An 11,992-nucleotide genomic window follows, 5' to 3' on the forward strand; every position below is an offset into this window, starting at 1 on the left:
TTATTTAAAAAAGTCTTAGGTTTTTCTTGATGAACAGGATCGGCTAAATAAACAATGTCAGCTAAGTAGTCACAACGAACGACGTTGAGACATAAATATCAATGCTAAGAACATTAAGCCGCCCGCTAGCTCTATCACCACTGACAATACGCCTGCCATATCTAGTACTTGCTCAAAGATAGTTTGACCCAATACTAAGCAAATCATAGCGACCAAGCTGACCAATATCAGCCGCTCGGTGTGATACATATGTCGCGCGATACGATTGGTCAATGCGCAAACCAATAGACCAAAGAAAGTCACTGGACCGACCAGGGCGGTAGCCGTGGCAACCAATACAGCAATGACAGTTAATAGACCAAATGCCAGACGCTGATAGTTGATACCAAGGTTGACGGCCTGTGCTTGTCCGAGCATCAACACATCGCACTGATAACGCCAGCGCCATACAAAGATCGCAGTGATGGCACAGATAAATAAGCTGATGCCCAGCAGCTGAGGATTGACCGTATTGAACTGCGCGTAGCTAGCGGACTGTACGACCACAAAATCATCAGGGTTAATCAGCCGTGCAATGAGTGCTGATAAACTGCGAAACAACACACCAAAGATAACGCCCACCAATATTAGCCGCGTCAGATCCTGACTGCTTTTAGAAAATAATAACTTAAACAATAATAAAGATGCGCCAAACATCAGGACAATCTCTAGCGTGAACTTGGCAATAGGATCGAGACTGGTAAAGCTGATCGCACCTAAAAAGAAAACCAGTAAGCTCTGCAACAGAACATAGAGTGAATCAAACCCAAGTAGGGAGGGTGTTAGAATTGGATTGTGAGTCAACGTCTGAAACAGTAACGTCGACACGCCAATTGCATAGCCAACCACCATCAGTGCCAGCAGTTTTTTGCCGCGTAATGGTAGCGCAAAGTCCCAATAGCCATTGACATTGAGCGTCATAAACAAGGTCATCGAGATAAGTAGAATAATAGCTGCTATGGATTTTGGATGCGCAGTTATCCATGCCCAAAGCTTTGCCAAATGACCTTGTGTAGCGGCTGAGTACTGACCATCTGCTGAAGATGAGTTATCTACCGCTGTGCTAGTGTCGGTAGTACCAGTCTTGGTAGAAGTAAGCTTAGTTGATGAGAACATACAAAAATCCTATGGTGCCAAGCTTATCTAATAAGGCAAAAGATGAACGACAATAAGTGAGCACAGTTAGTGAACATAGTGCTATTGCTCAGCTGGTGCACGTAATAACAGCCATAAAAACAGCACCGTACCAACCACACCAAAAATAGTGGCGACCGGTACTTCAAATGGATAGCGAATAGAGCGCCCGATAATATCGCATAGCAGTACGGCTGAAGCACCAAGTAGGGCAACTGCTGGCAAGCTGCGACGCAATTTATCTCCCATTAGACGGCTCACAATGTTTGGCACGACCAGCCCAATAAAAGGAATCATGCCCACAGTCACGACCACGACAGCGCTCATCATGGCGACCATACCTACGCCAATCCAAGTGACCTGACGCTTACTGATACCCAAGTTCAATGCAATATTGTCACCTAATCCGACGATGGTCAGCTTGTCGGCAATGATATAGGCCAATATGCACAGCGCACCCGTCAGCCATAACAGCTCATAGCGCCCTGCCAATACGCCCGAGAAATCTCCAAACTGCCAAACACTGAGCATCTGTAGTGATTCGGTTTGATAGGCGATAAAGGTAGTGACTGCTTCGATAATGCCGCCGAAGACAATGCCAATCAGTGGAATCATCAAAAAATCAGTGGGCTGTATACGATGAATGAGCAGCATAAATAGCATCATGCCAAAAACGGCAGCGATGGTTGCCACGCCCATTTTGACAATGAGCGCACTGGCAGGGAACAGCAGACTGACCACCAGCAAACCAAGTGCAGCGCTCTGAGTTGCACCGACCATAGACGGCTCTACAAAGCGGTTTTTGAGCACTACTTGGATAATCATCCCAGCCACAGCCATTGCGATACCAGTCAAAATAATGGCGATGGTGCGCGGTATGCGGCTCACCAATAGCAATGAGCTATCGGAGTTGGCACTCTGAGTCAGCAGGCTCTGCAAGATACCTGACCACGAAAAGTCGGCCACACCAATAGATAAGCTCAATAACACCAAAAGCCCCATAAGAATGAGGCTTGCTGTATTGATGAACCACGGTGGTATGACAGTACGTCGATGCAATGCATTGCCAGTACCGCTCTGCCAACTTGACGCTGATGGGGCAGTACTGGATTTGAGCCTAGCATGAGTACGGTGTGAAAATAACGACATAATCTCTACTGGCTTAAAAATGAGCAGGGTTAACGGTAATAATACCTACTTGTGCAATAACCGTTTGTATAGAGAACGGCATTATTTAGCGTTAGTAAAAGCATCTTTAATCGTCGTCAGATCCTGCATCCACTGGTAGTAACCGCCAAATGCTAAGTAAGAATCTGGGCTAAGATAAACCACTTGCTGCTTGCTCCATGCATTGCTCTGGGCAACCAATGGATTGTCTAATACGGCCTTGGCACCAATACCGTCTTCACCAATTGCGGCACTGCGGTCGATGACAAATAACCAATCTGGATTGGCTTTTTGGATATATTCAAACGATATGGGCTGACCATGAGGCGCATCAGCAATTTTGTCATCTGCCATTGGTACATCTAACACAGTATGGATAAAACCATAGCGAGACTTGTCACCATAGGCTGACATTTTGTTGCCATTGACCATGACGACTAGGCCAGTGCCTTTATTTTCTTTCGTTAGACTTTTGGTCTCAGTGATGAGTCCATCTATGTTCTGTTGTAGCTTAGCTGCTTGATCGCTTTTACCGAACAGCGCACCTAGATCATGCAGGCGCTGCTTGCTTGACTCATAGATATTGGCTGTATCAATACTCATGTCCAATGTCGGCGCGATACTTGATAGCTCGTCGTATTTTTCTGCCATGCGTGAACCGACCAAAATAGCTTGCGGCTGCATTGCATTCAACGCTTCAAGATCTGGCTCAAATACAGTACCTACCGATTTTGGATCAGGCTGTGTTTCTGAATGTAGATTCTTTAGTAATAGACCACCAGGCATACCATCGACCGCCACATCTAGCGCCGCCAAGTCTTGCATCAACGTCATGTCATAAACGACAAGTGGCGATGGGTTCATAGCCAGCTCAACATCACCTTTTACGGTATTGACCATGATTTTTTCAGCAGATACAGCGTCATTACTGGCAACGTTCTGTGATTCATCAGCCGTTGGGTTTTCAGTTTTGGCGTCTGCTGGCTCAGAGTCATTAGATTCAGGCGAGCTACATCCTACCACTACCGTAGCTAACAACGCTGTCATGACAGCAGTCAGTAATGGACGTTTGAAAAAAGAGGCGGTAGGTCTGCTAGATAATAAGGGTGTCGGCATAATGAACTCGGTCTATCAAAAAATGTTTAAGCAATTGTCTAAAATAATTGCAAATGAATGACGCTAAAAATATTAAATCTGAAAGATGCTTGAGATAAAAAGCATAAAATGAATAGTCTACTTAGGGCGTGTCCTCAATTCAAACGAGTATCCTCTAAATGGGCTAAAAACAGCTAAATTTTGCCAAACATCGTCAAATAGTTGGTCAATATCTCGATATTATCTGCACTATTTTCCTCGTTTGACGGCAATTTATCTCATTTTTATCATCATTTTTAAAATGAGGACACGCCCTAGTACCACTCACTAATTTTTTATACGAATAGTTTTTATAAAAATAGTATGGGTAGACAACACAGCGGTTATCATAAAGTAGTTGAGACTCATTATCAATATAAATGATAATGGTTTTTATTAACAGTACTTGTTATATTAAACGCAACGTATCATTTGATGAAAAGATAAGGTTCATAGTAGTAAGGTATAAAAGTAGGTAACGTTCATAAAAATGAACGATGCAATAGGTAAAACCACTAAGCAATGTCACGTGTCAGAGATGTATTAAATAGCGAAAATATTGTAAATTATTATTGATAATAATTATCGTTTGCATTATTATCTACGCCATTCTACTCTGAGTAATAAACATTAGGCTGTTATGAGTTCAACGGATTTAGACGCGCCACCACTTAAGTCGTTATTGCTAGCTATTGTTGCAGTCGTAGGACTCCATGTGCTTGCCGCAATTGCACTAGTGGCAATAAAAACGCCTGAACTCAAACCTGAGCCAAAAAAAGAGATGTCACCACTTGAGATAAAGTTTGTGTCATTACCGGCAAAAACGGTCTCAACTGAAGTAGAAAAACAAACAGTCACAGCAAAAAAAGAAGTACAGCCTGAGGTACAAGTTCAGCCAGCACCGCAACCTGAACCAACGCCTAAAGAGCCGATTAAACAACCAACAGAGACCCCAGTAAAACCAAAAGAGCCTGTTGTAAAAAATATAGAGCCGAAAGTGACGCCTGTGATAGCGTCAGAAAAGCCTCGTCCTGATACCAGTCAAAAAGTAGCCCCAAAAGAGCCGCTACCGAAACCAAAGGTTGATAACTCAGCAGCTGAAGCACAACGTCAAGCAGCTGCCCAAGCTGAATCAGAGCGACAAGCCAGAAAAGCTGAGCAAGAGGCGCAAGCTAGGGCAGAGCAAGAAGCCAAAAGAGTCGCTGATGCGAAGGCTGCCGCTCAAGCGAAGGCTGCCGCTCAAGCGAAGGCTGCCGCAGAGGCCGCCGCTGCACAAGCAAGAGCTGAGGCAGAAGCAGCAGCAGCTGCTTTAGCACAGAGTAATGAGCCTGTGAGCTTTACTGCTAGCTCAGCCAACTGGGCATCTGCGCCAAACTTTAGTTTCCCTGAGCGCGCCGCACGTAGAGCCCGTTCTGGTGATACGCTCAATGTTGTCTTGGTATTACGAGTCAACAAGCAAGGCGGCATCGATAACGTGCGCGTTGCCCAATCATCAGGTAATCCGCTAGTAGACAAAGAAGCCCGACGTCAAGTGCGATCTGGCAAGTTCAAACCTTTTACTAAGAATGGCGTACCCGTGGTAGGTGATGTGACCCTACCGATCAGTTACGCGGTTCCTTGATAGTTCATACTTTATAACAACGTATTTATTGATCATTTTTCATTATAAAACTAAACATGATATTTACCTCAGTATCAGGTAATGGCATTACACATTAAGGAGTCTGACATGGACTTTATGCAATACTGGCAGATCAGCGACATGGTGACAAAAACGTTGTTCTTTTTGTTGCTTGCGTTATCTATTCTCTCTTGGGTGACAGGTATCGTCCGCGTATTGCAAAGCCGCAAACTGGCGACCAATGTAGCAGATGATTTGAGTCAGCAACTACAAGCCAGACAGTCTGACTTGGCTGGTGCTGATGCTGCCACTCGTCGTTTGGTGACTGAGCAGACTTTGCTCAAGCACATCGGTCGCTATCGCTTTGCTAGTGAGCGCGGTCTGCCAATTCTTGGCACGACGGCAGCGATTGCACCGTTCATTGGCTTGTTTGGTACTGTATGGGGTATTTTCCATGCCTTGCACAATATCGGTATGAGTGGTCAGGCAGGATTGGGGCAGGTTGCAGGGCCAGTCGGTGAAGCTCTAATTATGACAGGTCTTGGTATTGCAGTAGCGATTCCAGCTGTGGTGTTTTACAACCTTGCAGTACGTATCAATCGCCGCATAATGTATCAAGCCAACGACAGAGCGCATGATTTATTGGCGCAATCAACGGGTCTTGTGGATACTACCAAGGTAACTACGAGCCATGCTGCTAGCGCCTCTCAAGTGCACGCTGCACCAAGCAGTCGTTCAACGACGAGCGAGACTCAGCATACCAGCAACTACAGTAATTCTGTGCCAAAGCAGCTATAGATAGTGTTGATTTTGCAAGCATTAAATCTGCAAGCGCTAAGTCTATAAAGGCTAAAACGACAAGTCGACAAACCGTCAAAAAACGGCTTGGCTGTGTGAAAATAACCAAAAGCATCGAGAGTAACTATGGCATTTCAATTGGGTGATGATGACGTACGAAGCATGGATGAGATGAACCTCATTCCGCTTATCGATATCATGCTGGTATTGATGATTATATTTTTATTGACAGCGACCGTGTTGAATCCGACGGTGCCTTTAGATTTGCCAGAGACCAGTGCCGCGCTCAATGAAACGCCGCCAGAAGCGATTCAAGTCAGCATTGATAAAGACGCGGGGATATTCTGGGATAGTGATCCAATCAGCATGAAAGAATTGGAGACACGCTTGCAGCAACAAGGCGCAACTGGTAAGAACCCAGCGGTACAGTTACGTGCAGATAAAGAAGGCAAGTACGATACGGTCGCTCAAGTTTTGGCAGCGGCAAGTAATGCTGGACTGACTAAAATCGCCTTTGTGAATGAATAGCTTAGTAGCTAAACATTAAATAACTTAGGCACTGAATAACTTAAGCACTGAATAGTTTAAGCACTGTGAGTCAGTGCTAGTAGCTTTGACTTTATATTAGAAAACTGGCTAGATAAATCAATAGCCCGACCAGTAAGACAACCAGCACCGCTATAATAAAAATAATTAAAATAATAAAATTTTCTCCAACCTCATTAACTACTTAAACCTCAAATTAAGTCGTTAGTGAGGTTTTCTTTTTTTACCAGCCGTAGCCAAACGGACGATAGCCGTAACCAAAACCTGCATGTCTGTAGCCAAATGGGTAAGGTGAGCGTAAGTAGTCGAGATCGCGCTGACGGATATAGTAGTAGCGCCCTTGAGAGTAGGCTTCTTCTAACTTCTCAATACCTTCTAACGGACAGACAGGTTGCCAGTCATAGCCTTCGCGACCGAGCTTATAAGCGTTCAGCTCAGTACAGTAGTTTTTGAGACCCTGTTGACGGCCTTGCTCCCATTGGATACGGTTAGGACTAGCACCGCCTATACTGGCGCAGCTATTGGTATAGTGACCGAAGTAAGCTCCTGAACGTCCTTGCGAACCATCAGCGTAGCCGACCTCTTGCCAGTTACTGCTTTTACATTGCTGAGTCGTTAGGCTCTGAGTCGTGGCACAGCCTGATAATGTCAGTACGACCGCGCCAAGTAGCGATAGACTCATGCCTGTTTTGCTCGCGACTTTACTTGTCAGCTTGCGAGCGTGATAAGCGCCCGATGAGTTTGACTCAATAAGATAATTCATAATAAACCTGCGCGCGTTTAAAATTATGGTTTATCATAGCACTTTTTTGAACTGACCACTTTTCGTATCTGATTTTTATAGTGTACTGTACTCAGTAAGTTTATATACGCTAAATAGCTGATTTTACAGTATAACTAGCGAAACTATAATGAGCTTTAGAAGCACTTGCTACACCACGATTGGACGACAACGCTTGATTTTTAATGGTTCGTGCTCATTATAAGCCCTTATATATCGTTGTTTGTTATCGTACTAATCGCAAAACTATATGTACTATTTATAAATAACGGTTCATTAGCGATATTTACCGCTATATCTCTTAGTATCTTTTTCATTTAGTCAAAAGGCCAGACCATCATGGGAACATTGATTGGCGTTATCATTGTACTATTCGTATTAGGGAGTATGATGGCGCTCAAACCGAACGGTATCGATCAGCGTTTGGATAAGCTGCGTATGACCGCGCGTCGTTTACAGCTCAATCCAAAGCTCGTTTCGTGCCCTGATTGGATCAAAGGCCGTGACAATGAGTATGGCCGCGGTATGCTTGGACAGTACTGCCTGATATTTGAAGACACTAAACTGCCGCATACCCGTTATCAAGTGATTGATGGACAATGGCGACCAGACAGCAGTTTTGTCGATACCAGTACAGACGATAAGACGCTTACTATTCCCAGTGCGATTCGTTCTAGTCAAATCAGCAATAATCCAGTAGTCAAAAAGACTGATTTTAGCTTGGATCAAGTGCCGTTAGATTTGCCAGTAAGTATCGAGCCGTTTGTTAAAGGTTTATTGACCAAGGCCAATAGCATTATTATTTATTGGGAAGATATTGCTTATGTACGTCCAGCATCTAATCCTACGTACCATCAAAAACGGATCGAAGCGGACTTATTAGTGCTCAGAGAAAACCTTGAGAAGTGGGCGCTACAGATGCAAAAACAAGCATAAACCTAGTAAAGCATTTTTTCGTCTCCATTAAAGGGCAATATGCAAGTGGTTTGTCATATTCAAATTATTTAAAGTTGACAGTTTAACGCTTAGCAGTGTAACGTCTTTATAACTATATCTTTATTTTATGGTTATTATTTGTTTTATAACCTTTTTTATCAGCAGCGATTATTACTATAAATAGCTGAACCATGGTCGAACCATGAGTATTAGCTTCCATAAATTGCCGTGCTGCTGAATTTAATCTTACTTTTAATTTACTTATATTATGGTGTCGTCAAACATGGCAAAAACCACAACCAAAAAAAGTCCAGCACCAGCTGCTGACAGCCCAAAGGGTAAGTCTTTGGTGATTGTAGAATCACCAGCCAAGGCAAAAACGATTAATAAATACCTTGGTGATGACTTTATCGTACGCTCAAGTATCGGTCACGTCCGTGATTTGCCGGTCAGTGCGAGCAAAAGCGCAAAGAAAGCAACGACCGCTAAAAAAGATGACAGTCTGACCAAAGAAGAAAAAGCGCAGCAAGCACTGGTACGCCGCATGGGTGTAGATCCAGAGCATGACTGGGCAGCAGTCTACGAAGTACTACCCAACAAAACCAAAGTCATCAAAGAGCTTAAAGCATTAGCCAAAGACGCTGACAAAATCTATCTGGCAACGGATATGGATAGAGAAGGGGAAGCGATTGCTTGGCATCTAAAAGAAGTCATCGGTGGCCCTGATAGTAAGTATCAACGTGTGGTCTTTAACGAGATTACCAAGTCAGCTATCCAAAGTGCGTTTAAACAGCCTTCGAAATTAGACATTGACCGCGTGAACGCGCAGCAAGCGCGCAGATTCTTGGACCGTGTAGTTGGCTTTATGGTATCGCCACTATTATGGCAAAAGATTGCCCGAGGACTGTCGGCAGGCCGTGTACAGTCAGTCGCCATGCGCTTGGTCGTCGAGCGTGAGCATGAGATTCGCGCGTTCATTCCAGAAGAGTACTGGCAGATTCATGCGGACACGCACATAGCCAATGGCAAAGCCAAAAAGACCTCAGACGCTGAGCAAATCAGTATCCGCTTAGAAGCGACCAAACAAGGTGGCAAAACGCTAAAGCTTGGTAATAAAGAGCAGACCGATAAAGTTTTAGAGGTGCTTAAAGCAAGCGACTTTATCGTCAAAGAGCGTGAAGAGAAACCAACGCAATCACGTCCAAGCGCGCCATTTATTACTTCGACCTTGCAACAGGCTGCTAGTACGCGCTTAGGTTTCTCTGTTAAGAAAACCATGATTTTAGCGCAGCGTCTATACGAAGCGGGTCATATTACTTATATGCGTACCGATTCGACATTCTTATCAGGCGACGCGCTTGCTGCTGTCCGTGGTCATATCGAAGACAGCTATGGTGCAAAATATGTACCAGAAAAACCAAATTTCTATGGTAACAAGCAAGGCGCACAGGAAGCGCATGAAGCGATTCGTCCTTCTAATGTCAATATGAAGTCAACGCAGCTCAAAGGTGTTGAGCGTGATGCGATACGCCTATACGAGCTAATCTGGCGTCAGTTTGTGGCGTGTCAGATGTTACCTGCCAAATATCTATCAGTGAACCTGTTTGTAGGCGCAGATGATATCGAGCTAAAAGCCCGTGGTCGTACCATGGTGTTTGATGGCTACACAAGAGTCATGCCACCAGCCAAAACTGATGACACCTTACTCCCTGATGTCAAAAAAGGCGATAATTTAAACCTAGACAAGCTCGATCCGAGTCAACACTTTACCAAGCCTGCGCCTCGCTATACTGAAGCAAGCCTAGTAAAAGAGCTTGAGAAAAAAGGCATCGGTCGTCCATCGACGTATGCCTCAATTATCTCAACCATTCAAGATCGTGGTTATGTGAAGCTTGAAAACAAGCGTTTATTTGCCGAAAAAATGGGTGATATCGTTACGGATAGATTGACAGCTAGCTTCCCAGACTTAATGGATTATACCTTTACTGCTGCGTTAGAGGACAAGCTCGATCATGTGGCAGAAGGTGATCAAGATTGGAAAGATGTGCTTGATAACTTCTATGGTGAGTTCAAAACCACTCTAGAGCGTGCCAAAGAAAAAGATGGCATGCGTCCAAACGATCCGACTGATGTGCCAGATGTCCATTGTGATATCTGTGATCGTCCGATGCAATTGCGTACAGGGTCAACAGGTGTATTCTTAGGCTGTACTGGCTACAATCTACCGCCAAAAGAGCGCTGTAAAGGTACCAAAAATCTAATGCCAGTCGAAGCATTCGCCAATCTAGATGATGCGGAAGGTGATGACGAAGCGGCAGAAGTTAAAGATTTGATGGAGAAAAAACGCTGCCCGAAATGTGGCACGGCGATGAATGGTTACATCGTGGATGGTGGTCTCAAACTACACATTTGCGGTAACAACCCTGATTGCGATGGTTATATTCTAGAAGAAGGTAAATTTGAAGTACCTGGTTCAGATGCACCAACCATTGATTGTAATAAATGTGATGGACAGATGGAGCTGAAGACGGGACGTTTTGGTCCTTACTTCGCTTGTCAGAAATGTGACAATACGCGCAAGGTGCTAAAAACAGGCGAAGCAGCGCCGCCACGTATGGATCCAATCCATCTGCCAGAGCTAAAGTCGACCAAGCACGATGATTATTTCATTTTGCGTGAAGGGGCGGCTGGGATGTTCTTAGCAGCGTCTAAGTTTCCAAAAGTGCGCGAGACACGTCCGCCAAAGCTGGCTGAACTACGAGAAATCAAAGATAAAATGGAAGACAAGTTCCAGTATCTGTTTGCAGGACCAGACGAAGATCCTGAAGGCAACCCAACCATCTTGCGCTGGTCACGTAAGAAAAAAGAGCAGTATATTGGCTCTGAGAAAAACGGCAAGGCCACACGTTGGGGTGTTTACTGGCGTAAAGGTGAATGGGTAGAGGAGTAACTATTGTTAAATCCAATATAGTGCTTTTATAGCGTCAGACTCATCTAATGTACTACAGGTACAATTTGCATTGGTCTTTCTTGTATTAGCTTTATATTGGCTTCAACGAACCTAATAGTTACTTCCAATAAAAAACCCTCTTATAATTTAAGAGGGTTTTTTTTGTACTTATAATATTTCTTTTAAGCTATTTTTACGTCTATAGACTTAGCCTAAGTTCATAGGTTTGGACAGTATTAGTTTTTTACGATGATACCGCAACCAATACGATCGCCTGCATTACCTGAAGGCTGACTGGTATAGTCGTCAACGCCAGCATGTACGATAAAGGCCAAACGATTTACGCTGTATTTACCTGCTTCAGTCGCTGCGATTTTCTTGTTCACATAGTTAATAGTAGCAACACCATTTTCATTAGCAGTTAAGTTTGGCAAGTCACCAGCATGGCCATTCATATCATCTGGATTAGAGTGTGGCTTGTTGTCTGGATTGAAGTGACCGCCTGCTGCTTTACCCATGACGTCACAGCTACCTGTTTCGTGGATATGTAATGAAACAGTTCTACCTGGCTGTAGATTAGTGAGTTTACCGTAAACTTGGACGCCACCATCGACTGGACGTAAGAAAACTTGACCAACTTCTTTCTTCTCGCCATCTACTGTTTGTATGGTTGATTTTAGCGTTGGCTGTGCTAAAGGATTGCCTGTTTGCATTTGACTTTCTACCGTTTGGCAACCAGTCATTGCTAACGCTGAACCGCATAATAGAGTACTTGCAAGTAATATCTTATTCATTATTATCTCCAATTGTTTGAGTTGTTATTTTTAATCTTCATTAAAGCCACGAATATCTATCTTATTGTTCTATAAAAATCGGCGTCAATATT

10 protein-coding genes are annotated in these 11,992 nt (G+C 44.0%); 5 read left to right on the forward strand and 5 right to left on the reverse strand.

The features are described from left to right. Nucleotides 1-69: 69 nt before the first annotated feature. The 3 genes from ACHEVO_RS10920 to ACHEVO_RS10930 all read right to left on the reverse strand — a co-directional run bounded on the left by ACHEVO_RS10920 (nucleotide 70) and on the right by ACHEVO_RS10930 (nucleotide 3,456). Entirely contained in the window at nucleotides 70-1,155 is a 1,086-nt protein-coding gene (locus tag ACHEVO_RS10920; protein ID WP_394124930.1) for an iron chelate uptake ABC transporter family permease subunit, read from the reverse strand. Nucleotides 1,156-1,236: 81 nt separating this feature from the next. After that, nucleotides 1,237-2,322, reverse strand: a complete 1,086-nt coding sequence (locus ACHEVO_RS10925) for an ABC transporter permease (protein ID WP_394124931.1) — start codon at nucleotides 2,320-2,322, stop codon at nucleotides 1,237-1,239. An 81-nt stretch (nucleotides 2,323-2,403) separates the two neighbouring features. Further along, nucleotides 2,404-3,456, reverse strand: coding sequence for a siderophore ABC transporter substrate-binding protein (locus ACHEVO_RS10930; protein WP_394124932.1), 1,053 nt, complete (start codon nucleotides 3,454-3,456; stop codon nucleotides 2,404-2,406). A gap of 658 nt (nucleotides 3,457-4,114) precedes the next feature. Between ACHEVO_RS10930 and ACHEVO_RS10935 the strand changes: the two genes are divergently transcribed. The 3 genes from ACHEVO_RS10935 (at nucleotide 4,115) to ACHEVO_RS10945 (ending at nucleotide 6,421) form a co-directional block, all read left to right on the forward strand. Then, nucleotides 4,115-5,095 carry an energy transducer TonB gene (locus tag ACHEVO_RS10935; protein WP_394124933.1) on the forward strand — a complete coding sequence of 327 codons (981 nt, stop codon included), beginning with the start codon at nucleotides 4,115-4,117 and terminating at the stop codon, nucleotides 5,093-5,095. Between the two features lie 108 nt (nucleotides 5,096-5,203). After that, nucleotides 5,204-5,893 (forward strand): MotA/TolQ/ExbB proton channel family protein, encoded by a 690-nt coding sequence (locus ACHEVO_RS10940; RefSeq protein WP_394124934.1) that lies wholly within the window; start codon nucleotides 5,204-5,206, stop codon nucleotides 5,891-5,893. A 126-nt stretch (nucleotides 5,894-6,019) separates the two neighbouring features. Further along, nucleotides 6,020-6,421, forward strand: a complete 402-nt coding sequence (locus ACHEVO_RS10945) for an ExbD/TolR family protein (RefSeq protein ID WP_394124935.1) — start codon at nucleotides 6,020-6,022, stop codon at nucleotides 6,419-6,421. 241 nt (nucleotides 6,422-6,662) lie between these two features. Here the strand turns inward: ACHEVO_RS10945 and ACHEVO_RS10950 are convergent, their stop codons facing one another. Beyond that, entirely contained in the window at nucleotides 6,663-7,202 is a 540-nt protein-coding gene (locus tag ACHEVO_RS10950) for a DUF2799 domain-containing protein (RefSeq protein WP_394124936.1), read from the reverse strand. A gap of 357 nt (nucleotides 7,203-7,559) precedes the next feature. Between ACHEVO_RS10950 and ACHEVO_RS10955 the strand changes: the two genes are divergently transcribed. Continuing rightward, entirely contained in the window at nucleotides 7,560-8,156 is a 597-nt protein-coding gene (locus ACHEVO_RS10955) for a hypothetical protein (RefSeq protein ID WP_394124937.1), read from the forward strand. Between the two features lie 283 nt (nucleotides 8,157-8,439). Continuing rightward, complete coding sequence (gene topA / locus ACHEVO_RS10960; RefSeq protein ID WP_394124938.1) at nucleotides 8,440-11,106, forward strand: type I DNA topoisomerase; 2,667 nt, start codon at nucleotides 8,440-8,442, stop codon at nucleotides 11,104-11,106. A 236-nt stretch (nucleotides 11,107-11,342) separates the two neighbouring features. Here the strand turns inward: topA and ACHEVO_RS10965 are convergent, their stop codons facing one another. Then, nucleotides 11,343-11,900 (reverse strand): superoxide dismutase family protein, encoded by a 558-nt coding sequence (locus tag ACHEVO_RS10965; RefSeq protein WP_394124939.1) that lies wholly within the window; start codon nucleotides 11,898-11,900, stop codon nucleotides 11,343-11,345. Nucleotides 11,901-11,992 lie beyond the last annotated feature (92 nt).

This window comes from Psychrobacter nivimaris (assembly GCF_043419765.1).
Taxonomy (GTDB): domain Bacteria; phylum Pseudomonadota; class Gammaproteobacteria; order Pseudomonadales; family Moraxellaceae; genus Psychrobacter.